This window comes from Aminobacterium sp. UBA4834, from assembly GCF_002400205.1.
In the GTDB taxonomy this organism is placed as follows: Bacteria; Synergistota; Synergistia; order Synergistales; family Aminobacteriaceae; genus Aminobacterium; species Aminobacterium mobile.
This window is the reverse complement of the sequence record NZ_DHFC01000006.1, coordinates 1-22,102: the sequence shown is the minus strand read 5'-3', so window position 1 is coordinate 22,102 and position 22,102 is coordinate 1. Positions and strand designations below refer to the sequence as shown.

Annotated in this window: 21 protein-coding genes; 18 read left to right on the top strand and 3 right to left on the bottom strand. The window is 44.2% G+C overall.

The window, feature by feature from the left end:
- Positions 1–129: 129 nt before the first annotated feature.
- Positions 130–1,434, bottom strand: a complete 1,305-nt coding sequence (asnS, locus tag B3L97_RS02520) for an asparagine--tRNA ligase (RefSeq protein ID WP_286933680.1) — start codon at positions 1,432–1,434, stop codon at positions 130–132.
- An 86-nt stretch (positions 1,435–1,520) separates the two neighbouring features.
- On the opposite strand from asnS, the gene B3L97_RS02515 reads away from it, so the two are divergent.
- The 3 genes from B3L97_RS02515 to B3L97_RS02505 are packed head-to-tail and all read left to right on the top strand — an operon-like array spanning position 1,521 to position 5,456.
- Positions 1,521–2,918: a hypothetical protein gene (locus tag B3L97_RS02515; protein ID WP_024822966.1), complete on the top strand. Its 1,398-nt coding sequence runs from the start codon at positions 1,521–1,523 to the stop codon at positions 2,916–2,918.
- Between the two features lie 37 nt (positions 2,919–2,955).
- Positions 2,956–4,434 (top strand): AMP-binding protein, encoded by a 1,479-nt coding sequence (locus B3L97_RS02510; RefSeq protein WP_286846410.1) that lies wholly within the window; start codon positions 2,956–2,958, stop codon positions 4,432–4,434.
- A 5-nt stretch (positions 4,435–4,439) separates the two neighbouring features.
- Positions 4,440–5,456 (top strand): bifunctional heptose 7-phosphate kinase/heptose 1-phosphate adenyltransferase, encoded by a 1,017-nt coding sequence (locus tag B3L97_RS02505; RefSeq protein WP_286933677.1) that lies wholly within the window; start codon positions 4,440–4,442, stop codon positions 5,454–5,456.
- Here the strand turns inward: B3L97_RS02505 and B3L97_RS02500 are convergent.
- The gene (locus B3L97_RS02500) at positions 5,434–6,285 is read right to left on the bottom strand and encodes an HAD family hydrolase (protein ID WP_286846408.1); all 852 of its coding nucleotides are present in this window, start codon (positions 6,283–6,285) and stop codon (positions 5,434–5,436) included. The two genes, B3L97_RS02505 and B3L97_RS02500, sit on opposite strands and share 23 nt — an antisense overlap.
- A 175-nt stretch (positions 6,286–6,460) precedes the next feature.
- Here B3L97_RS02500 and B3L97_RS02495 point away from each other — a divergent pair, with 175 nt between their 5' ends.
- Together B3L97_RS02495 and B3L97_RS02490 are read left to right on the top strand one after the other, a co-directional pair.
- Entirely contained in the window at positions 6,461–7,465 is a 1,005-nt protein-coding gene (locus tag B3L97_RS02495) for a hypothetical protein (protein WP_286933675.1), read from the top strand.
- Positions 7,466–7,765: 300 nt separating this feature from the next.
- On the top strand, positions 7,766–9,136 hold the full coding sequence (locus tag B3L97_RS02490) for a PLP-dependent aminotransferase family protein (RefSeq protein WP_286846406.1): 1,371 nt from the start codon (positions 7,766–7,768) through the stop codon (positions 9,134–9,136).
- Here B3L97_RS02490 and B3L97_RS02485 read toward each other — a convergent pair.
- Positions 9,121–9,324, bottom strand: coding sequence for a hypothetical protein (locus B3L97_RS02485; RefSeq protein WP_286846405.1), 204 nt, complete (start codon positions 9,322–9,324; stop codon positions 9,121–9,123). The two genes, B3L97_RS02490 and B3L97_RS02485, sit on opposite strands and share 16 nt — an antisense overlap.
- Positions 9,325–9,516: 192 nt before the next feature.
- On the opposite strand from B3L97_RS02485, the gene B3L97_RS02480 reads away from it, so the two are divergent.
- The 13 genes from B3L97_RS02480 (at position 9,517) to recA (ending at position 21,855) form a co-directional block, all read left to right on the top strand.
- The gene (locus B3L97_RS02480; RefSeq protein ID WP_286846404.1) at positions 9,517–10,179 is read left to right on the top strand and encodes a GntR family transcriptional regulator; all 663 of its coding nucleotides are present in this window, start codon (positions 9,517–9,519) and stop codon (positions 10,177–10,179) included.
- A gap of 167 nt (positions 10,180–10,346) precedes the next feature.
- On the top strand, positions 10,347–11,477 hold the full coding sequence (locus B3L97_RS02475) for a DegT/DnrJ/EryC1/StrS family aminotransferase (RefSeq protein WP_286846403.1): 1,131 nt from the start codon (positions 10,347–10,349) through the stop codon (positions 11,475–11,477).
- A gap of 105 nt (positions 11,478–11,582) precedes the next feature.
- Positions 11,583–12,278 carry a zinc metallopeptidase gene (locus B3L97_RS02470; RefSeq protein WP_286846402.1) on the top strand — a complete coding sequence of 232 codons (696 nt, stop codon included), beginning with the start codon at positions 11,583–11,585 and terminating at the stop codon, positions 12,276–12,278.
- 86 nt (positions 12,279–12,364) lie between these two features.
- Entirely contained in the window at positions 12,365–13,060 is a 696-nt protein-coding gene (locus B3L97_RS02465) for a DUF6391 domain-containing protein (RefSeq protein WP_286933673.1), read from the top strand.
- Entirely contained in the window at positions 13,057–14,385 is a 1,329-nt protein-coding gene (locus B3L97_RS02460; RefSeq protein WP_286846398.1) for an RsmB/NOP family class I SAM-dependent RNA methyltransferase, read from the top strand. Before B3L97_RS02465 ends, B3L97_RS02460 begins: the two co-directional genes overlap by 4 nt.
- 5 nt (positions 14,386–14,390) lie before the next feature.
- A complete protein-coding gene (locus tag B3L97_RS02455) occupies positions 14,391–15,569 on the top strand; it encodes a PASTA domain-containing protein (RefSeq protein WP_286846397.1) in 1,179 nt (392 codons plus the stop codon).
- Positions 15,548–16,279: a ribulose-phosphate 3-epimerase gene (gene rpe / locus B3L97_RS02450; protein WP_286846396.1), complete on the top strand. Its 732-nt coding sequence runs from the start codon at positions 15,548–15,550 to the stop codon at positions 16,277–16,279. Before B3L97_RS02455 ends, rpe begins: the two co-directional genes overlap by 22 nt.
- Positions 16,248–17,141: a helix-turn-helix domain-containing protein gene (locus tag B3L97_RS02445; protein WP_286846395.1), complete on the top strand. Its 894-nt coding sequence runs from the start codon at positions 16,248–16,250 to the stop codon at positions 17,139–17,141. The genes rpe and B3L97_RS02445 overlap by 32 nt, the downstream gene beginning before the upstream one ends.
- Entirely contained in the window at positions 17,138–18,427 is a 1,290-nt protein-coding gene (gene rimO, locus B3L97_RS02440; protein WP_286846394.1) for a 30S ribosomal protein S12 methylthiotransferase RimO, read from the top strand. The genes B3L97_RS02445 and rimO overlap by 4 nt, the downstream gene beginning before the upstream one ends.
- Complete coding sequence (locus B3L97_RS02435) at positions 18,424–18,888, top strand: phosphatidylglycerophosphatase A family protein (protein WP_286846393.1); 465 nt, start codon at positions 18,424–18,426, stop codon at positions 18,886–18,888. Before rimO ends, B3L97_RS02435 begins: the two co-directional genes overlap by 4 nt.
- Before the next feature lie 6 nt (positions 18,889–18,894).
- The gene (locus tag B3L97_RS02430) at positions 18,895–20,109 is read left to right on the top strand and encodes a nicotinamide-nucleotide amidohydrolase family protein (protein ID WP_286846392.1); all 1,215 of its coding nucleotides are present in this window, start codon (positions 18,895–18,897) and stop codon (positions 20,107–20,109) included.
- Complete coding sequence (gene thpR, locus B3L97_RS02425) at positions 20,109–20,681, top strand: RNA 2',3'-cyclic phosphodiesterase (RefSeq protein ID WP_286846391.1); 573 nt, start codon at positions 20,109–20,111, stop codon at positions 20,679–20,681. Before B3L97_RS02430 ends, thpR begins: the two co-directional genes overlap by 1 nt.
- A 61-nt stretch (positions 20,682–20,742) precedes the next feature.
- Positions 20,743–21,855 (top strand): recombinase RecA, encoded by a 1,113-nt coding sequence (recA, locus tag B3L97_RS02420; RefSeq protein WP_024822947.1) that lies wholly within the window; start codon positions 20,743–20,745, stop codon positions 21,853–21,855.
- Positions 21,856–22,102 lie beyond the last annotated feature (247 nt).

The following is a 22,102-nucleotide window of genomic DNA, read 5'->3' as shown; positions in this document are numbered from 1 at the left end:
AAGAAGTTTGTCCCGCTCTTTAAATTAAAAAGTATTAGTTATACACGATAATTTCTTTCCCTTTATCCCCATCTAGATGGTTACCAACTATAAAATCCCTGAAGATCTCAGCGGTAACCACATAGCGTTTTAAGGTTTTATTCTGTAGATGGTCCGTGGCCAGGGGATGGCTTCCCGAATATGATCAAGGCCGCAGATCCATGCCACGACCCTTTCAATTCCCATGCCAAATCCACTGTGAACAAAGGTTCCGAATTTGCGCAGATCAAGATACCAATCGTAAGATTCCTCAGACAGTCCCTCTTCGTGAATGCGACCAAGGAGGCGATGGAGGTCATCTTCTCGCTGAGATCCTCCAATAATTTCTCCATATCCTTCTGGTGCCAGAAGATCATCGCATAAAACGAGATCAGGATTTTCCGGGTGTTCCTTCATATAGAAAGCTTTTACCTTTTTAGGGTAACATTCCACAAAAATTGGTTTATCAAATTGCTGGGTGAGTATTGTTTCATCTTCATTCCCGAAGTCATCTCCGTAGGGAGTTTGGCTCCCTAGTTCGTGAAGTATTTCCATAGCCTTGTCGTAAGTTATTCTATAAAAAGGAGCTTTTATCCGTTCTAATTTTGAAATATCTCGTTCTAAACTCTCCAATTCTTGACGACAATTGTCCAAAACTTGTTCCACTATATATGAAACAAGTTTTTCCTGAAGTTCAATATTCTTATTGTGGTCGTAAAAAGCTACTTCTGGTTCTAACATCCAGAATTCGGTGAGATGTCGTCGGGTTTTAGATTTCTCTGCTCTGAATGTAGGGCCAAAGCAGTAAACTTTGCCGAAAGCTGCTGCTGCGGCTTCTGCGTAGAGTTGCCCTGTCTGTGCCAGATATGCCTTTGTCTCTTCAAAATAGTCCATTTCGAAGAGACCTGCAGCACCTTCTCCTATGGACCCTGTGAGAATTGGACTGTCGATGAGCATAAACCCTTCTTTATGCAGATATTCTCTCGCTGACCATATAACACGTTCTCGAATTCGCATGATTGCTTGTTGCCGGCTACTGCGAAGCCAAAGATGACGATGATCGAGTAAGAAATCGATCCCATGGTCTTTTTTCCCCAACGGGTACTCTTCTTCTGGATTTTGTATGGTCCGAAGGCCAGTAATGGTTAGCTCTACTCCTGATGGGGCCCGTGTGTCCAGTCTTACTGTCCCCTCAACTTCCACTGAAGCTTCCAGCCAGAGTCGTTTCCCTTCTTCGAAATCATCTTCAGATACCTCATTTTTTACCATAACGCCTTGTACCGTTCCAGTTCCGTCACGGAGTTGAAGAAAATGAATTTTCCCAGAGCTTCGTTTGTTGTACATCCATCCTTTTACTGTGACGGTTTGCCCCTCGTAAAGAGAGAGATCTTTAATGTAGATCCATGGTGCGGACATCTCGACCAACCTCCGTCTTATCATGTATATTACGATCGATATATATGATACACTAAGTTTCATATCTATAAAAAGGGGCGTTTTAGTTGGATATCCCTCGGCTTATACTTGCTGATGAACGAAGAAAAGGGGAGGTTCCGCCTGTTGCTTTAGTTATGAGCGCCATGAAACAGCTAAGATACCCTCTCCGGCTGTTTTGTGCAGGAGTTGATGAGAAACTCGTTTTACTGTTACAGCGTATATGCGGGCAGTCAGTAACAGTGCTAGATCCCTTCCTTTGCGGCAGCCAAAAGAATTTAAAGTCTCTTTTTCAGCAATCTGCTGATAGCAGTGCTCTGAATATAATTATTGCTCCTCTTGGAGAGAGAAGCAAGGAAGATATGATCACCGTCTCTCCTTTAACTATTGAAGTAGGAAGAGCCCTTGGATGTGGAATCGTTCCTATAGTATATGGGGATACAGCTGCAACATTAACGGCTAGAACTGTAGAAAACCTTGTATCTCAATGTGATGGAGTTGCCGGTGGCCCAGCCTCTGTTCTGGCAATGTTGTATATGTCGGTCTTTAATCCAAGAGAATATCAGCTTCTTGAAATCGAACAAGGGCGCAGAACACCTTTGATTAGTCTGGGGTATATCCCTGCATACTTGCAACGTCAATGGGCTTCTCTTTTTGAACTTTCGCTCCCTGAAAGAGGCTCGCGGTTCATATTAGCTTTGAGGGCAGCAGCTGCGCAACTTGTGGGGTTGGTCGATCAGGTAGATTGGGCTTCTATTGCGGCCCTTGCAACGTTGGATTTGCGGTGGAGTTGTCCTCAAGATCTTAATGTACGACAACTATCTCATTTCACAGTGGCAGTATATGATCATCCAGCTTTTAGTCTTGCAGGCGATAATGCAGAGCAACTTTTTTCCTATCTTGGTTGTGACGTAGTAAGAACTTCTTCTTTTGTTTCTTTATCCACTCACGAAATAGATGCCATGTATATCCCCCACGGCATAGGTTTCTTAGCCGCCGATGTTTTGATAGGGGATCACGAGACGCAGGGACAAGTGAAAAATCTTTTTCTTTCTCGCAAACCCATTATGGTGAATGGGGGCTCGACGCCGTTATTGGGACAGGCTTTCTCTCTTCCTGGTGGTCGATCCTACGAAGGTTTAGGGCTTTTTAACTATGACGGAATCTTTACTCTTCCAGATATCTTGGAAGAAGGGGGGCCGGAGTCTTTACAGATCCAATCTTTTACCAAGGGCCTCTTTTTAGATCGGGGAGAGAAGGCTCGGGGATACAGGGTTCCCTATGCCCGTCTTCTCTTTAAAAGCTCTACGGAAAGGGGTTTGTGGGGGTGTGTCCACCCAGATTCTTTGCAAGAGATAGATCAAGCTGGTTGGGAACTGGGGTATGGCGTAGCTTCTCATGTTGTCTTAGAGCTTTGGAGTTGCGCAGAATCTGTTTCTAATTGGCTTACGTTGCGAAAAAGATAAAATAAAAGTTTCGATCGTATTAGGGGGCAGTTACTAAATGGGGAAAAGACTTGACGAAGTGGTCAGTGACCTTTACCAAAAAGATCCTGAAAGAGAGTATCTTTGGTGGAATGGCGAATGGTGGAGCCGAGCGCGATTCAATACTACTGTAAATAAATTGGAAAAAGTGCTTAGTGAAGCCGGTTTTGAAGGAGGACAGAGGCTAGTAACAATGTTGCCTAACAGTCCGTTGCTCCTCGCTCTTTCTGTAGCATGTTGGCGTCTGAGCGGAACTATTGTCCCTTTAAATTTACAGGCAGGCCCACATTCGCTTGTCCGTAGTATTCGACATGCTGATCCCTTCGTTATCCTAGTGCCTGATAGCGTCCCTTTCGACGAGGAATCCTTGGGATCAATGGGGATACCAGTGGTAAAAGGGGATCTCAATGGAAATATTCCATCGTTTCACGGAGAAAAACGCACCTCTTCTCGTCTCGATGTTGCGGTTATGTTTTATACTTCAGGAACAACGGGCCTTCCCAAGGCAGTTCCTCTTTCTGGTACGAATATATATAGCAATGTTGAAGCAGCGGCAAAACATTTCTCGGCTTTTAAGCCGGAGGAGTGCATAATACTTAATGCGTTACCAAATTTCCATACACTTGGTTACTCAACCAGTGGGCTTTTACCCCTCCTTACGGGAGCAAGACAAGTAGTTCTTCCCCATTTTATGCCACCAGATCGCACTCTCCAAACCATCAATGCGACAGGGGTTAATTTTATTATTGCCGTTCCGGCTATGATCTCTCTTCTTGTAGCTGCGGCTGCCAAGGGGAATGTGCCGGCTCCTAAAACAATTACTACGATAGTGAGTGGTGGAGACCGTTTCCCTATGGCTCTGGATAATCGTGTACGTGCCATTTTCGGAGTAGAGGTGATGGAGGGATACGGTTTAACGGAGTGTTCTCCAGTAGTGGCAGTAAATCCTGATAGAGCGCGACGAAAAATAGGAACAGTAGGAACTTTGTTGCCAGGTTTCGAATATGAGATCCGTGATGAGAGTGGGAAAGTCTTGCCTTCAGATAAGGAAGGGGTTTTATGGCTCAGGGGGCCTTCTGTTGCCCAGGAATATTTTAATGATCCAGAGAATACAGCGCAAAAATTTAAAGATGGCTGGTTTGATACTGGAGATGTGGTTCGGATAGATTCAGAGGGGTATATCTCTATTGTGGATCGAGTGAGTGATATTATTATTGTAGGTGGGTTCAATGTATACCCCCAAGAGGTAGAAGAGGTTCTTAACAGCTATCCTGGAATTAAAGAGTCAGCTGTTGTGGGGGTTCCTCACTCTATGAGCGGGCAAATAGTAAAAGCTTTTGTAATACGAAGCAATCCGAAGGTAACTTCGAAGGAACTCTATGCTTATTGTAAAGCCCAGCTTGCTCACTATAAGACCCCGCGGATATTTGAGTTTGTGGAAGATTTCCCTCGTAACAGTATAGGTAAAGTCTTGCGCAGGAAGTTGAGAGAAGGGTAGCCATAGTGGAAACTTTTGTTTTTTTGTCTCGACTTTTTGGTGATGTCCATGTGGTGGTGGTGGGAGACGCTGTACTTGATCACTATGTTTGGGGAGGAGCCTCGCGCCTTTCCCCAGAAGCACCTGTTCCTGTAGTAGTGGTGGGACGCGATGAATATCGTGCGGGTGGGGCTGCTAATGTGGCGACAAATATAGTGGCTTTAGGAGGGAGAGCATCTCTCCTATGCCCCATTGGCAACGATAGTGCAGGTGAAATATTAACGAATGTAGTGAAAGAGAAAGGTGTTTACTTTGAGTCTCCGTTAGTGAGGGCTCAAGCTCCCACTATTGTAAAGACAAGAGTATTGGCCTTGAATCAGCAGGTAGTCCGGATCGATAGAGAGAAAAAAATCTCTCTTAGTATGGAAGAGGAACAAGCGTTTTTAGATGCTTTGGAGAACCTCTCCACATCCCCATCAGTTATAGTTCTCTCAGATTATGCAAAAGGTACTATTACATCTTCTCTCGCCCAGGGAATTATTCTATGGGGGAAAGCTCATAACGTTCCGGTTATTGCCGATCCCAAGCCGCCTCACTATCATCGTTTTTATGATGCGGCTCTTATTACTCCCAATGTGTCAGAGGCAGGGAGGCTTCTGGGTCGGGATCTCTATGATCAGGAAGAGGTGGAGGCTGGAGCCTTGGAGCTTTGTCAAAGTCTTAATTTATCAGGTATTCTCATTACTCAAGGAAGCGATGGAATGACCTACGCCAATGCCCAGAAATGTTTCCATCTGCCTGCCTTATCTATGGAAGTTTATGACGTTTCAGGAGCAGGGGATACGGTTGTGGCAGCTTTGTCTCTAGCTCTGGGTGGAACGCTCCCCATAGAGGAGGCTTGCCGTTTCGCAAATATGGCAGCAGGCGTGGCAGTACAGAAAAGAGGCACCTCCATTGTTTCCTTGGAGGAAGTACTTACCGGCTGCTATGCAACAGATATGGAAGCGATGGCTTCCAGACTTAAAGGATCATTTTATTTTTAAGGAAAGAGAGAGCCTCGGAGAGAAAATTAAACTGCATGCTCCAGTGGGGCAATAGGGCCCCAATGGCAATAAATTGCCCCTTCCCAAATTGTAATAGGGCTTGACGGTCGCTCTCTGTATCGCCAAAGAAGATGGGGTTATTTGCCTCGAAAAGCGTACATAGGCGAGCAATTCCCTGAGGGGAAGGTTTGGTTATGCCTGATTCGGGAGTAATAATTTGTTCTTCTGGAAGGTCTTCCCAACCGAGCAATTGCAGTGCCAATTTCATCTCTCCCTTGCTCCTTCCTGTATAAATACCTACAGGCAGGGAGAGATCACTCCAGTGCATAGAGATCTGTGGTTTTTCCTCTCGCCAGTATCCTTTACCGGATGTTATGAAAAGAGGAGATTCGCCCATAATAGATCCTATTTTCTCTGCACCATAATAAAGTTCTTCACATATTCGTCGAACCACGAGACGAGAAATTCTGTCACCTACGTTTTTTTTCACCCATTCTTCTATATCCATTCCTTGAGATGTTTCTAAAAGCTTTTTCCACTCTTTTAAAGAAGGAGCTGAACGGCGTAGGCTTTCGGTTTCTTGGGCCAGGGTTGCACATAAAAAAGACCAGGCTATATCATAATCGTCGTTAAAGGGGGGAAACACTTTCGTCGCATAAAAATGGTCTAATGTGAATCCAGGTGCGTCAACGTGATGATCTAAAACATATTTCCATACCCATCGAATGGCTTCCGCGACAACGAGAGGATAGGACATGCTTGTATCGATGAGAACGCCGTCTACATCAAAAATAAGAAGGTCTGTTTTAAGATTCAGAGAAGATGCCATGGAAAGATACCCCTTTTGTTTGTAATAATTAGGCAAATAATAAATCATTCAGGTGTGAATTTTTTTGTATCTATTCTCAGCCTTGAAGTATAAAAAAGATTTTAAAAGTTCTTTTCTTCGATCATAATAATACCTGAAGGATGTCTTTTTGTAAGGGCAAAAAGGAGGGAGTTTTATGAGTGATGAGATGGTTTTGTTGCTATTTGATACGTTCCACCCCTGTTGGGATGAAGAGACAGTGGTTTGGGCAGGGGAAGATGTCGAAGGGCTGCGGCGACTCAGAGAGTTAGGTATGTTAAAAGAGAAAAACGGTATTTATTCCCTCACTTCCCATGGACGCGAGACGTTTCAGGAATTGTGCCGGCAATGGTTTTGTGAGAACAAACCGGGATCAGCTTCTTTAGGAGATAAAGAACAAGAGATTTTTCTTTGGCGGACTCGATTCCAATATATTTTAGATGGCGGGTTTGCTGCTAGATGGGGGGCTAAAGATTACTATCCAGGTAAAGTGCTTGAATATGCCCCTGCTTTGTCGCAACAAGAAATGTATGTTCTGCATAACCCATCTTCTGTAGAGTGGACATATTGCTCTCACCCCTACGTGGAAAAAATAAAAAGTCATTTTCCTGTTACGGGATTAAAAGCGAGAGAAGTCACACCTTTGAGTCGAGATGCAGCCCGTTCTTGGCTCGATGAAAATAACATTCCTGTGGGAAGCTTTGAGGTAGACTTGCTCTTGCTGGGGCGTTATGATTTTGCTTACTATATGAATTTTTCTAAGCATCCCAATGATCCCCTCGGTCTCGTTAATTCCGATAAGTTTTTCTTTTTCCGTGCCCAACCCCCTTTTTCAAAACAGCTCCCCTTTTTCCTTGAGAGTATTGGAAAAATCCATCTTTTTTTGTTGAATCAGCGACACATGTATATACCGGGATATGTGGATTTAGATTCAGCAGATCAAGATTCTTTGAACTGGTTAGTATGGGTTGTAGAGACGGAAGAAGACGTTTTTGCTCTGTTGCGCCTCCTTGTTCCCATGGGGCAAATATTAATAGAGCCGGCTAAACCTATGGATATATGGGTCTTGAGTATAGAAGAGCTGAGAAAGGTAAAAGAGAAACATGAGACAATCTATGACCTTTTTTCTTCCATAGGTCATCCGATAGTCAGAAACCTATAAAGAATGGCTAGAGGCACCTGACAGGTGCCTCTAGCCATATGAGATTTTAGCAAGAGAAATTCCCCTTACTCTATTTCTTGCGCGACGTTTTTATCGTTTTTTAAAGCCTTCATAAGAGGATTAATGTTTATGAAAACCAAATTGATAGGCTCTCCTATTCCATCATATAAAATTTTATATAGAACGAGAGGGTCGAATATGCGATAGGAAAATATCAACGTACCAGTAAAGTATTGCCATTTAGTATAATTTTGTTACAAACATAACATAGATGATATAGAAAACAAAAGGGGCGACAATATGCTAGAAATACCTCTAAACCGGAAATCAGAAGTGCCTTTATATCGGCAAATAGCTCTTCATTTGCAGAAAATGATAGAGAGAGGAGCGCTATTACCCAAAACCAAGCTCCCTGGCTCAAGAGGGTTGGCACAAAGTCTCGGTGTAGGACGTATAACGGTCATGGAGGCATACAAGCTTCTCTCTGATTATGGATATGTGGTGGAGTTAGGTCGAAGCGGTACATATGTAAGTGAGAGAAGCGTTTCTGACGACTATTTTACGGGGGAGTTTGACCATAAGTGGGATTTTAGAACAGGACAGCCAACCCCAGATCTTATTCCCTCGGAGGAGCTTTCTAGAGTAGCAAGGGATGTTTTGGCTTTTTCAAGTAAAGAGGCTCTTTGTGAGGCGCCTCTTTCAGGCCTTGATTCTTTGCGTCATGTTTTAGTTAAACACGCGGCTTCTCGAGGGATTCCAGCTTCCTGGAGGGAAGTTTTCGTGACTGCAGGTGGACGGCAGGGCATTGCGCTTTCCCTTAATGCACTTAAGCAATTAGGGGTCCGTCAAATGTGGGTTGAAAAGCTGACCTACCCTGACGCTATTATGATGGCACAATCAGAAGGCATAGAAATTAAAGTACTGCCCCCTCTTGAAGATATAAGTGAAAAGTGGTATGAATGCCTGTCTGGCTCTCATATGCTTTATCTTGTCCCTAGTTTTCAGAATCCAACTGGGCAGACTATCTCAGAATCGTTACGCCATGTTATCCTGGAAGGAAGTATGAAATACGGATTCTGGGTTCTTGAAGATGATGCTTATGGTGAACTTCGCTACGGTGAACGAAGTATTTCTGCTTTGAAAGCTCTGGATGGATCTGAACGGGTCGTCTATTTGGGATCGTTTAGTCAGGTTCTTTTTCCGGGACTACGTATTGGGTATTCTCTTGTCCCCAACCAACTGATGGAATCTTTTGTCCAGGCTCAGGCAAAACGATATGGGCCAGTCTCCTCTCTAGATCAGCTTATAGTCGAGCGTTTCATAGAGAGTAAAGGGCTGGAAAGTGCACTGACCACAACTCGTGGAGTGATGGAATCGAGAATGAAAACATTAGGAGCTTCTTTACGTGTTTGTGTGCCAGAAGGGGATTTTCTTCTCCCTGAAGGGGGAATATATCTTTGGCTAAATATTCCTGGCATTGATGGCAGAGAAGCTGCTTTTGAAGCTCGCAAGGCAGGTGTCCTTGTTGCTTCTGGAAATCAATTTTCTTATGAAGGAGAAAGGGTAGAAGCTGTTCGTTTTGCAGTGAGCAGCATCGTTAACGAGGGAATATCTTCGGCAGTCCGTTGTCTCCAAGAAGTTTGGAGACAAGCCTTTTATTCGAAGTGCTGATTTTCAAGGGATTTTAGGTATTTTTTCCAAAGCCAAATGGCAGCTAGTGCCGATAGGATACCTCCAGAAAGGCCGAAAATGATATATGCGGTATTTCCCTTCCCAAAGAAAAATCCCCCGAGGCCGGCAAGCGCGTAAGCAAAAAGGATAATAGTAGCCAAAGATAATAATAGAACAGTAATTCTCATCAAACGACCTCCAGTTGTATGCGGTATAAGGTATGCGGTATAATGCAATCAATTTGTTTATTTTTTTATTTTTCGTGTATTTTACCACGTATCCCTTGTAGAACAGTATAACGTATGTTAAAGTTATTTGTGAAAAAGACAGACTCTTATACAATATAAGAGAGTCCATTTGGATCAAGGAGGAATTAACGAATGCGAGAAGCGAGATTATATACAACCTCTGCTGACTATGCTTATCAAGAACTTCGTCACAAAATTATTACCAAACAACTCAAACCAGGGCAGAGACTTCCGGAGGTGAATATTGCGGTTCAGATGGGGGTAAGTCGTACCCCGGTTCGAGAAGCTTTGCGCCGGTTGGCAAGCGAAGGGCTCGTTGTTATTATCCCGAATAGTGGCGCTCGTTTAGCTGCACCAACGGCTCGAGAGATAGAGGATACATTCCTTGTTAGGGAACAGTTAGAGACCCTCGCTATTCGTCTAGCGGCCGAGAGAATTGGTGATCGCCACCTTCGTAGATTGGAAGAAGCCATGATTGAAGAAGGTCGCGCTATAGAAGAGAAAGATCTCGAAAAATACTTGGAAGTGAACGAGGCTTTCCATAAAGCGATTGCTGATGCGAGTGGAAATAAAGTGCTAGCCGAGTATGTAGAGAATATATTGGCTCGTACAAATGCATATGTAGTCTTTTATGATCCCTTTTATCAATTAGAGACAGTGCCGAGTGTAGATGCTCATCGAGAGATTTTGATAGCTTTGCGTCATCACGATTCTGAACGGTCTGTAACCCTCCTTAAAAAGCATCTTCAGGATGCGATAGAAGGTCTGCGTCAGGCGAGAGAAGAAGGGCGCTAATTTAAAAGAATTACAAGTAAGATGACAACTATAAGGGCTGGAATGCTCCAGCCCTATTTTTTTACCAAAAAACAGGCTTTTGAGGGGAAGATATATAGCAGAGAAAGGCCTTTTGGGGCATAATATTTTTTTGAGTTTGCACTCTGATGAGGGGGATATGAGAGAAAATGAAAATACCTACATTAGATTTGACACGTAATTATGAGCGTATCAGAGAGGAAGTGGCGGATGCACTTGAAGAGGTGCTTGAAAGTCAGTATTTTATTTTGGGGCCAGTAGAAAAAGCCTTTGAGGAAGAGATTTCTGCCTATTTAGGAGGAGCCCAAGCTATTGGGTGCGCTTCTGGCAGCGATGCGTTGCTTTTGGCGTTGATGGCTCTCGATGTTTCAGAGGGAGATGAAGTAATTACCACTCCCTACTCTTTTTTTGCCACTGTAAGTTGCATAACAAGACTAGGTGCGAAGCCTGTTTTTGTGGATATTGACCCCGACACGTACAATATAAATTTGGAACAGCTTATGGACAAGGTTACGTCTCGCACAAAAGCAATTATCCCTGTTCATCTTTTTGGTCAAATGGCTCCTCTGGAAGAGGTGTCCCATGAGCTTGAAAGCCGAGGGATAGCTATTGTTGAAGATGCAGCTCAGGCTTTCGGTTCCTGGCGACAGGTAGAAGGTGAAATTATACGAGCTGGTGCGTGGGGATCCATAGGATGTTATTCCTTTTTCCCTACAAAAAATCTTGGTGGATATGGAGACGGGGGGATGGTAGTTTCATCCCGTTCTGATCTGGCTGCTAGATTAAGAACGTTGCGAGTTCATGGCGCTGGAACTACATACATTCATGAAGAAGTAGGTTTAAACAGCCGTCTTGATGCGTTGCAAGCTGCTATTCTTCGAGTGAAGTTGCGTCATTTGGACGAATGGAATGAGGAGAGACGATTGGTTGCTGATCGGTACAATCTCCTTTTTGCGGAGCACGATCTTCTTGAGAACGTTAAGCCGCCTAAAGAGTTGAAGGGGAATTATCATATCTACCATCAATATGTTCCTCGGGTAAACAATCGAAGTAAACTTTCAGCATTTTTAGAGGGGAAAGGGATAACGACACGAGTATACTACCCGCTTTGTTTGCATCTACAGCAATGTTTTGGTTTCTTAGGTTATAAAGAAGTAGACTTCCCTGAAGCCGAGAAGTTAAGTCATGAGAGCTTAGCTTTCCCCATCTTCCCTGAGTTGACAGTGGAAGAACAAGAATACATTGTTGGTGCTGTGGCTGATTTTTACGCAAAAAATTAATTTGACCAATATTGCTCTTTCCTGAGGATCCGTGTAAAATACGGATGTAAGAAAAGAGAAATTTTGTCACAATAGTTTCAAAAGCCATAGTACGGAGGTGATGGCGTGTTTCCTCTTTTTTTCGACCCAACATTTGTTCTGCTTGTTCCGGCTGTTATTTTGGCCTTCTGGGCTCAGATGAAGGTGAGAAGCGCATATTCACAATACAGTCGTGTCCTTTCGCGAAGAGGAGTCACTGGTGCCGAAGCAGCGCGTGCGTTGCTTGATCGTTTTGGAATGACAGGTGTTCCTATCCAAAGAGTTGCGGGGAACCTTACAGACCATTATGATCCTAGAGATAAAACTCTTCATCTGTCAGAGGGTGTCTATAATAGTTCGAGTATAGCTGCAATAGGCGTGGCAGCTCATGAAGTGGGCCATGCTATTCAGCATCAGGAGAATTATGCCCCCTTAAAGTTTCGTAACGCTGTAGTTCCAGCTGTGGGAATAGGGTCTTCTCTAGCTTTCCCTCTTTTTTTCCTGGGATTGCTTTTTCGTGGCTCGATTCTAATGGATGTTGGAATTCTCCTTTTTGTTGGTGTAATTGTCTTCCACTTGGTTACGTTGCCTGTTGAATTTGACGCGAGCTCAAGGGCGTTACGTTTGCTAGGGAATACGGGCATGTTGGCCTCAGATGAGGTTCAGGGAGCTAAAGTTGTTCTTAATGCAGCGGCTCTTACCTATGTTGCAGCTGCAGTTATGGCTTTCGCCCAGTTAGCACGGCTTTTAGTGCTTCGCGGGATGTTTGGTAATCGCGATTAGCATACGTTCCTCCTGTCGAGCGGTACAATAGATGGTGGGGCGTTATGGGTGCGCCTCACCATTTGTTTTGAAAAGGATGGTATCTTATGCCTTTTATTCTTCTGCTACTTTTGTTTTTTATAGCTCCATGGGCTGGATTTATAGCGTTGCTCCTTTTTGTAATTTTTTTCTTGGTATTTATCCCCTTAGGGTTTGCGGCCAGTTCTTTTATTTGGCTTATCGCGGGTCCTACTCAGCTATTTAAGGTTCTATTTAACAAAAAAGTTCGGAAGAATCATGGACTAGAACATGGGACAATTCACGTTCTGGAAGAATCCTTGGGACGTTGTAACATAGAAGGAATGGCTTATGATGATGGTTTTTCTCTGCGCGGTCTTGTAGATCCAGCTTCTGCTCTTTATGCCGCAAGAGTTGCTCTCGAACGAATGAAAAGAGGGGAGTCTTCTTTAGCTGTTCATCCTCGCTGTGGTACTACTATTGTGGTTATTAACACCCTTTCTTCCCTGCTATTTATAGTGCTTCTTTTAGCCACTGGTACTATGGGGTTGCTCTATGTAATAGTAGTCCTTTTATTATCTCATCTTTTGGGACCGGCTTTAAGCACTGTGGTACAACGATATGTTACAACAGATTCTGATGTAGAAGATATAGAGATTACAGGAGTAGAGGTGCGTGCAGTTAATACAGGATGGGGTGGCTTCTCTGTATATGGTCCGTCTCAGCTTTTTATTCGCACCCGTCGAAAATCTGAAGCTATTCAACCGGAGGTTCTTTTCCCATGAGAGGTATAGAAGCTGCACTTTGTGTTCTTGAAGATGTTTCCAAAGGGAAATTTGCTAGCGAGTCGTTGCGCCATTTCTCAGAAAATATGAATAATGGAGATCGCATACTAGCAGCTTCCCTTATTTATGCGACTCTTCGTCGTCAATCATTATGGAGGGCTGTCGTGGGACGTTTCCTTCGCCCATCCTTCGAGTCTCTTTCCAAGAAGACTCGAAACGCATTGATTCTTGGAACGGCAGGTCTTTTAGAGTTGAAACATTTTATTCCGAGAGTCCTTGTAAACGCCCTTGTTCAGGAAATAAAAGAAAGTGGGCGTCCGCAAGAGGCTCGAATTGTAAATGCCGTATTACGGAGGGTGGAAGAGAACGGGCGAGCTTTCCTTGAAACGTTGGAAAGGAGCAGTGGTATCCAAGAACAATCTCTTCTGGCAGGGGTCCCTTTGTGGGTCGCGTATCAATGGAAAGATGTGTTGGGGTATAATGATACTTTAAAATTATTTAAACTTTTTAGAATGCGTCCATACGCGTCCCTTCGAGTTTTTCCTCAGGGGCACGTTCCTATTGTTGTTGAAAATCTAAAAAAAATAGGGATACGAGGCTGGGCTTCTCCTTTGCTTGATTATTCCATACGAACAGCTTCTTCTGTTTTCCCTCTCGATATTCCTGGTTTTAAAGAAGGGCAAGTAACAGTCCAGAGCGAGTCTTCGATGCTTGTAGCGAATATAGTGGCTCAATTTTGGAAAGAAGGTCCTATCCTTGATATGTGCGCTGGGCGAGGAATAAAGGCTGGGCAACTCGCATCTCTGTTGCCTCATGCTACCATTGAAGCTTGGGAACTTTCGAAAGGACGTTACCATGCTGCTCGAAGGGAAAAGGAGCGTCTTTCCCTGGGGGCGCGGGTTGTTTTTCGTCAAGGGGATGCCCTTCAAATGACGCCACAAATGCTACCTAACCTTGTTTTTCTTGATGCCCCTTGCTCTGGCAGCGGCACATGGAATAGACATCCAGAGGGGCGTTGGGCTTTATCAAAAGAAAAATTAGAAAATCTAGTGTTTCTCCAGAAAAAACTTTTAAGAAAAGGAGTATCGCTAGTTGCGCCAGGTGGTTTCATCGTTTACTCTACTTGTAGTCTCATGAAGCAGGAAAATGAGCAGGTTGTTGCTGAAATTTTAGCCGAAAATGAGGATCTTGTAGAAATGTCAATCCCGCTCGGTGGACGGTATATAAAAAAAGGGAGGCCTTGGGGTACATATATATGGCCGGAATTGCCTTGGCTTGACGGCTTTTTTATAGCTGCAATCCTGAAAAGAAATCGGGAGGTTTAGAAGAGATGAATAAAATGTATAAGTGGATCATGCTTTTGATCCTTCTTATTATTGTTATTTCAGGAGGAATAGCGGTTTTCACTATCTGGACTGGTGGGAAGGGATTGGCAGTTCCGCCTTTAAAAGAGATGTCGGTAGTAGAAGCAGTAGATGAGGCGCATCGTCTCGGCCTTAAGGTAAAAATAGAGCAAATAGAGTCGAATCTCCCGAGCGGGACAGTCCTTACTCAATGGCCTGATCCAGGCACTAAGATTAAGCAAGATACCACTATTATCCTTAAAGTGAGCAAAGGGGGCAATAGGGTTCCTTTGCCAGATGTTCGAGGCCTTGAGTACTCTCAAGCCCTTAAAAAACTAGAAGAAGCGGGCTTCCAAACAGGAGATGTTTTGCGCATTCAAGATGAATCTCGCCCTGCAGGTACTGTCGTTGCTCAAAGCCCAGCTGCTCCTGTGATGGTGGAAAGCAGTAGAAAAGTCGATCTTTTAATAAGCTTGGGGCAAGTAACTCAGAGTGGTCAGATTTCTGTCCCGGATGTATTACAGAGGCAAGAAGCTACAGCGCGGAAAATGTTAGAAGAGGCAGGTCTTGCCGTTTCAAATATAGAGAGAGTTTATACTCAAAACTCTCCAGAGGGTATGGTTATTGCTATGCGTCCTAGCGCAGGAAGCACCCTCAAACGAGGTCAAGGCGTGGTTCTTCAGGTTGCGACTCTCAGAAAGCCTGTTGAAGAAGTCTCCTCTTCTCAGGTGGTGGCGATTCCAGGTGCTTCTCGTATAGAAGATCAGGCCACAACAATTGTTCAGCCAGATGTGGCAGCTCAACCGAAGAGTTCTGGAACTATGGTTCCTGTAATTCCTCCAAAGTCTAAAGAAAAAGTGACAGCTACTACACCTTCCCAAACCTCTTCTTCAACGTCAGGAGGGGAAAGCAAAACGACTGAAGTTCGGAAAACGGCTCCAGTTCCTGCTGGTGGCAAAATAGCGAAAGTCCGTTATCAAGTACCGCCCCTTACCAGGCCGATGCCGTTGAAGATAGAGATGGTGGATGGGAATGGTACTCGTGTTCTTTTAAATAAGGAAGTTAAAGGAGGAGAGTATATCTCCCTGGAAACGCCTTATGTAGATGAAGGTGTAGTGACTATATTCCTGGGAGGTGAATTTGTATGGCAAGATCGCTACCGATAGGAAAAAAATCTCACTCTTTCTTTGTGGCACCATCTCTTCTTTCTGCTGATGTCTTAAACATGGAGAAGAGCATCTCTTCCTTACAGGAACAACATGATTGGCTTCATTTAGATATTATGGATGGCCATTTTGTTCCCAATCTATCTTATGGGCCATCTTTGGCTAAAGCGATGAGAGCTCGCTACTCTCAGGAAGTGCTAGATGTCCATCTTATGGTAGAGCCGCCAGAGGATTTTATAGAGGCTTTTGCTTCTGCTAAACCTGATTATCTTACAGTGCATGTAGAGGCTACGCCACATCTCCATAGAGTGTTATCAAGAATAAGGAGTCTTGGTTGCCGGCCAGGGGTTGCTCTTAACCCGGCAACGCCATCGGAATGGGTTTACCCTGTACTGCACATGGTAGATCTTGTTTTAATCATGTCGGTAAATCCTGGTTTTGGTGGGCAGTCTTTTATATCTGAGACATTAGAGAAAACGATAAATATCTATCGATATCGTGAAGCGCAAGGCTTGTCTTTTGCTATAGAAATGGATGGCGGCATTGGTCGTAATTCTATAAGGCAGGTAGTTGCTTCTGGATGCGATGTAGTAGTCATGGGAAGTTCCGTTTTTGGAACCCCAGACCCTGCTGAGACAATTCGTGAATTAAGAGCTTGTGTTAAGGAGGCAGTGGTCGGTGAAAAAGGAACGACGTCAAATAACTCTTGAGGAACTTGGTCGAGCGGTACGGGAGAGGCGAGAGCAACGTGGTTTGAATCTTGATGATGTAGCTGATCTAACGAAAATTAGAGCTCAGTTTCTTGAGAACATTGAGGAGGGGCGGTATGAAGATTTCCCCGGCATTGTTTATGTGCGGGGCTTTGTTCGTACCTATCTTCGTATTATAGAGGCGGAGGATCTATGGGAATATTACAAGCCCCTTTTGTACGATATGGAAAAACAGGAAGGAGAAGATTCTCTTATAGGGGCGTGTACTCCTCCAGCGAAGGGGTTTCGCTTGGCTTCTCGCTTTTGGGTCATTCTTGTATTGGTATTGGCAGTGGTTGGAACGGGATGGTATGTTTGGTATACATGGAATGAAAAAGGTTTTCATATGGAACAAGGAATGCAGGGGGAGGGAGAAGAAAGTTCTCAAAGCTATCAAAATGAAAAGGCCCCCAGTGAAATTATCTCTCCAGATATAATGCTTTTCTCTAAAGATATTCCGTCTTTGGGCATTCAAAGTGCCGTATCTCAGCCGGAAAATCCGCTTTTTTCAAGTCCTGACGTAGCCCTACCTCAGGAGCCTCAAAAGCCTGCGGAGCCGAAATTGCCTAAGCTTGAAATAGTAAGTACGGGAAAGTGTTGGATCCAGATACGTGATGGTAACGCTACAATTTATCAAGGGATCCTTTCTAAGGGACAAACGTATTCCCTGGAAGTAACGGATAGAGTGGTAGTGACATATGGACGTCCTAACGATGTCCGAATTACTTGGAATGGAGAGGAACTTGGCCACGTTGGAAATGGTGGACGTGTAGAACGTTACTTTTATTCTAAAGACGGGAAGATGGGCAAGGTGAAAGAGTGAACATTTATGTCATTAATTTAGGTTGTGCTAAAAATTCTGTAGATAGTGAAAATCTTATTGGCATGTTGGAAGGCTCCGGGTTTCACGTAGTAAAAAAACTTGAAGAGGCTCAGGTTGCATTGGTGAATACGTGTGGATTTATCCAACCAGCAGTCGAAGAGAGTATTGATGTGATTCTTGACCTTGAAAAAATGAAACAAGAAGGACACTTACAGAAGATTGGAGTTGTTGGCTGTCTTGTTAATCGTTATGGAGAAGATCTGAAGAAAGAGCTGCCTACTGTAGATATTTGGGCTCGTTCCGAGGAGTGGGAATCTGTAATTTTGCAACTTGGGGGGGCACCAGCACCCTGGCATCGAGGTCAGCTACCAGAGACTCGTTTGTGGAGCCGCTATCTGAAAGTAGGAGAAGGTTGCGATAGTTTTTGCTCCTACTGTACAATTCCTTCTATTCGTGGTCGTGCGCGGAGTTACCCCATCGAAAGGCTTGTCAATCAAGCGACCCACCTTGTGGAAGAAGGAGCTAAAGAGATATGTTTGGTAGGGCAGGATCTTACCATTTACGGAAGAGATATTTACGGAAAGTCTTCTCTTCTATCGCTTCTCAATGCCCTTTCTTGCGCTATCCCTCAGAGTGTATGGCTTCGGCTTCTCTATCTTCATCCCGACAGAATCGACAGTAATTTTATAGATTGTCTTGGGGATGTTCCAGGGGTTTTGCCTTATTTGGATATACCCATCCAGCATGTGGATGAGCATATTTTAAGAGCTATGAATAGAAAGGGTACAGAATCATCTCTTCGTCACCTTTTTGAATATATACGGGCAAAAAACCCTCTTTTTGCTCTCCGAACAACCTTGATCGTCGGTTTTCCAGGAGAAACAGATGTCCAATTCGAAAAAGTCCTTGATTTTTTGGAAGATATGGAAATAGACAGAGTTGGAGCCTTTACCTATTGCCAGGAAGATGGAACTGTGGCGGCAACATTATCTGAACAAATCCCTCAAGATGTCAAAGAAGAACGTTATCGTCGTCTTATGGAACTTCAATCCGAAATATCATGGCGTAGACAGCAGCTTTTTGAAGGGAAAGAGCTCATGGTCCTTGTGGAAGAGAAAGACATAGAAGAAGGTATAGCATGGGGCCGTTCATATCGTGATGCTCCGGAAGTTGACGGTCTTGTGGGCATTATAAATGGGGCACATCTCCAGGAAGGGGCTTTGGTGAACGTCAAAATAAAAGAAGCTTCCGAGTATGATTTGTTAGGTGTGGAGGTTCCCCGATGAGGAAACTTTCATTAGCGGGGGCTATTAGTACCCTTGGAGGGCTGGGGTTTTTCTCTTCCATGCCTGGGACCTTGGGGTCAGGAGTTGCGTTTCTTTTTGCTTTAATTCTTCCTATTCCATTGTGGGGGATTGTAGCTGTAATGTTTTTAGGTATCTGGGCCTCTGACCGCTACGCTGCGGAAACATGCCAGAAAGACCCTAAGGAAGTAGTTGTGGATGAGGTAGTAGGGACATGGATTGCTATGTACGGCTTACCGGCGGGGTCCCTCTTGCCGGCGCTTTTCCTCTTCCGCGTTATAGATATTCTTAAACCTATCCCTGTTTCTACAGCTGAAAAACTTCCCGGGGGAGTTGGAATTGTTGCAGATGATGTAGTAGGCGGTATTTTATCTAATTTACTGCTTTGGGGATTCCATTGGCTTTACTACGAAGGAGGTTTTCAATATCTTTTTGGGAGATGATGGTCTATGCAAACCGCAGTACTATTAGCAATAGGCGATGAACTTTTAAGCGGTAGCAGACACGATATAAATTGCACTTGGCTCGCTTCTAAACTTTCTGAAGTCGGGTGTCTGGTTCGGAAAATTGAGTTTATACCAGATGAAGAGCGTGAAATTATCGAGGCCTTGAGAAGGTGGGTTGGACAAGTTGAGCTTGTAGTCCTTTCAGGGGGGTTAGGACCTACCCATGACGACAAGACCCGTCAAGCGCTAGCTTCTTACCTTGGGGTACCCCTAGAAGTTAATCATCAGGCATATAATAAAATTGTGGGACGCTATAGCCTCTCAGAGCGAGATGCAGTGGAACGATCAAGAAGCACCCAAGGAGCTATCCCGCAAGGCACATCTCCAATTCACAACTCGAAGGGATCAGCTTTAGGTATTTCCTTTCGCATTGATAAAACTCTCTTCTTCTCCTTCCCAGGAGTGCCCGTGGAATTTCAGGCCATGGCTGAAGAGTCTGTTCTTCCTTTAATGTATCAAGGTTCGGCTCGGCGACTCTCTCTTTTTGTCGTGGGTTGGGCAGAAAGCCTTTTAAAAGATAAACTTGCTCCTGCTTTGAAAAGAAAAGATCTTCATATCTCTATTCTTCCCTCTGTTAACATTATAGAGCTGGCTTTAAGTGGGGAAGATAAAAAGGTGGAAGAAGTTGCCGCACAGATACGTTCGCTTGTTGCGGAAGATTGTCTTCCGGCTGATTGCACCTCTATCCCTCAGGCTATTTATCATGAGGGAGAACGCACACATTGGACCCTCGCAGCAGCAGAATCATGTACAGGGGGCCTTGTGGGTGCTGCCTTGACCGATGTGCCGGGAATCTCTGCTTTTTTTCGAGGAAGCGCTGTTTGTTATAGCAATGAAGCAAAGATAAAGATTCTTTCAGTCCCTTCTTTTATTATAGAAAATAAAGGAGCTGTAAGCCAAGAGTGTGCCGCTGCCATGGCAGAAGGAGCACGTCGCATCTATGAAGTAGATCTGGCTGTATCTGTTACTGGGATAGCAGGCCCAGAAGGAGGAACACAAGAGAAACCTGTAGGAACGGTATGTTTTGGAATAGCCACGCCCAAAGAGACAAGAACATTTCAACGGCAATTTTCTGGAGATCGTGAGCGTGTACGCAAGAGATCTCTTGCCGTAGCTTTGGAATATCTTTGGCGTGTTCTGAAGGAGGTTTCTGTTTAATGCCTGTTTTTATCAGAGCCTTTGTTTGTATAGAAATACCGGAAGAGGAACGAAAAAAAATCGCTTCCGTCCTCTCTCTGCTAAAAAAAGAATACCCTAACTTAAAATGGGTTGCCCCTAGCGGATTGCATGTGACCCTTAAGTTCTGTGGAGAGTTGCAAGAAGACCAATTGCAACTTTTTTCTTTCTCTTTGAAGAAATCTTTAGCTCAAGCAGTAACAAAACCTTTCCAGATACGTCTTGGCTCTATAGGAGGATTCCCTTCTTTGCGCTCTCCTCGCGTTTTGTGGGTGGGAGTAAGTGAGGGTGCCCCTGTTCTTGAAGAGCTGAAAAACATAGTAGAAGCCTCTGGCTTTTCAGCAGGATTAGAGAAGGAGGAGCGCCCGTTCCATCCCCACCTTACCCTGGCTCGCATCCGATACGGCAAAGGAGTCCCGCAGGAACTAGAGGAGCGTCTTAAGAAAATAGATTTTTCTGGCCTTCGTTGGGAAGCTCATCAGATGATTCTTATGCGAAGCCAACTTCGGCCGGAAGGCCCTTTTTATACTCCACTGGAAACATATTCCTTGTAATGATATGGTATAAAAGTAATCTGATAGAGAATCGGAATGGATCTATAGGAGGTTCATTTATATGGCTAAAAAGAAAAACCCGCAAACGCGGGAAGATATTCTCGAACAAGCTATAGACGATATTCGTAGTAAATTTGGAGAAGGATCCATTATGCGACTAGGCGATCCCTTCAAGGAGCAGGTAGAGGTTATTTCTACGGGTATTCTGCCTCTTGATGTGGCACTAGGGATAGGCGGACTTCCTAAGGGGAGAATTGTAGAAGTATTTGGTCCTGAAGGGTCAGGGAAAACAACTGTGGCCCTTCATAGCATAGCAGAGGCGCAAAAAAGCGGTGGTATAGCCGCTTTTATCGATGCGGAACATGCTTTGGATCCCAGATTAGCGGCATCATTAGGTGTGGATGTCCAATCTCTTTATGTCGCCCAACCTGATAGTGGTGAACAGGCTCTCTATGTGTTGGATACTCTTGTGCGTAGCGGTGCTGTGGATTTAGTGGTAGTAGATTCTGTAGCAGCATTAACTCCCCAAGCGGAAATTGATGGGAAAATAGGAGACAGCCAAGTCGGATTGCAAGCGCGTCTTATGTCCTATGCGTTGCGCCGGTTGACTTCGGCTATTTCTAAGAGCAACTGTGTTGTCATTTTTATAAATCAGCTTCGAGCCAAAATTAGCACTGGATACAGTTCTGGCCCTCAAGAAACTACTACAGGAGGGCGCGCACTCAAGTTTTACAGCTCTGTTCGCATTGAAGTAAAACGGGGGAAAAGTCTTACAAAAGGCGATGAAACCATCGGTCATGAGCTTTGGATAAAGGTGGTAAAAAACAAGCAAGCCCCTCCTTTCCGAAGTGCTCATACTTCTCTTGTTTATGGGAAAGGCATTCCTCGTGGCATGGCTGTGCTTGATATGGCCATTGACCTTGATGTAATAAAGCGAAAAGGATCATGGCTTGCTTACAAAGGGGAAACTATAGGCCAAGGGAAGGATAACGTAGCTCAGTATTTAGAGGAGCATAGCGATTTAATGGCGGAAATTACCAATGACGTTATGGGAAAAGTCTCTGAAGGCTTGGGCTTTACTCTTGGTTTTGAAGAGGGAGAAGGGGGTGAAGAAGCGGAAGAGGAGAACGAACTGCCTATTGAAGAGGGAATTCTAGAGCTCGACGAAGAATAAAATAATTTATGCAGAAGTATTAGTTCATTCTTAAAAAGGTTGCCATTAAAAAAATAAACTACATGTAAGTTGATAAAGGAACGATCTTTGTTTGTTCAAAAATAAATAATGTTAGGGTTTGATTACTATTGGAACATAAATAATAATAGTATGTTCCACATGTAAGTGTTGACAGTCTTCTTAAAGTCAAGTATTATCTTCAGGCACTCGAGGGAATGCTGAGTGCGAAAGAACCTTGAGAAGTGAA

What these genes read in the sequence shown, in the direction of transcription:
- asnS (WP_286933680.1), bottom strand. Translation starts at nt 1,434, where the DNA reads ATGTCCGCACCATGGATCTACATTAAAGATCTCTCTCTTTACGAGGGG.
- B3L97_RS02510 (WP_286846410.1), top strand. Translation starts at nt 2,956, where the DNA reads ATGGGGAAAAGACTTGACGAAGTGGTCAGTGACCTTTACCAAAAAGAT.
- B3L97_RS02500 (WP_286846408.1), bottom strand. Translation starts at nt 6,285, where the DNA reads ATGGCATCTTCTCTGAATCTTAAAACAGACCTTCTTATTTTTGATGTA.
- B3L97_RS02495 (WP_286933675.1), top strand. Translation starts at nt 6,461, where the DNA reads ATGAGTGATGAGATGGTTTTGTTGCTATTTGATACGTTCCACCCCTGT.
- B3L97_RS02490 (WP_286846406.1), top strand. Translation starts at nt 7,766, where the DNA reads ATGCTAGAAATACCTCTAAACCGGAAATCAGAAGTGCCTTTATATCGG.
- B3L97_RS02485 (WP_286846405.1), bottom strand. Translation starts at nt 9,324, where the DNA reads ATGAGAATTACTGTTCTATTATTATCTTTGGCTACTATTATCCTTTTT.
- B3L97_RS02480 (WP_286846404.1), top strand. Translation starts at nt 9,517, where the DNA reads ATGCGAGAAGCGAGATTATATACAACCTCTGCTGACTATGCTTATCAA.
- B3L97_RS02475 (WP_286846403.1), top strand. Translation starts at nt 10,347, where the DNA reads ATGAAAATACCTACATTAGATTTGACACGTAATTATGAGCGTATCAGA.
- B3L97_RS02465 (WP_286933673.1), top strand. Translation starts at nt 12,365, where the DNA reads ATGCCTTTTATTCTTCTGCTACTTTTGTTTTTTATAGCTCCATGGGCT.
- B3L97_RS02460 (WP_286846398.1), top strand. Translation starts at nt 13,057, where the DNA reads ATGAGAGGTATAGAAGCTGCACTTTGTGTTCTTGAAGATGTTTCCAAA.
- B3L97_RS02455 (WP_286846397.1), top strand. Translation starts at nt 14,391, where the DNA reads ATGAATAAAATGTATAAGTGGATCATGCTTTTGATCCTTCTTATTATT.
- rpe (WP_286846396.1), top strand. Translation starts at nt 15,548, where the DNA reads ATGGCAAGATCGCTACCGATAGGAAAAAAATCTCACTCTTTCTTTGTG.
- B3L97_RS02435 (WP_286846393.1), top strand. Translation starts at nt 18,424, where the DNA reads ATGAGGAAACTTTCATTAGCGGGGGCTATTAGTACCCTTGGAGGGCTG.
- B3L97_RS02430 (WP_286846392.1), top strand. Translation starts at nt 18,895, where the DNA reads ATGCAAACCGCAGTACTATTAGCAATAGGCGATGAACTTTTAAGCGGT.
- thpR (WP_286846391.1), top strand. Translation starts at nt 20,109, where the DNA reads ATGCCTGTTTTTATCAGAGCCTTTGTTTGTATAGAAATACCGGAAGAG.
- recA (WP_024822947.1), top strand. Translation starts at nt 20,743, where the DNA reads ATGGCTAAAAAGAAAAACCCGCAAACGCGGGAAGATATTCTCGAACAA.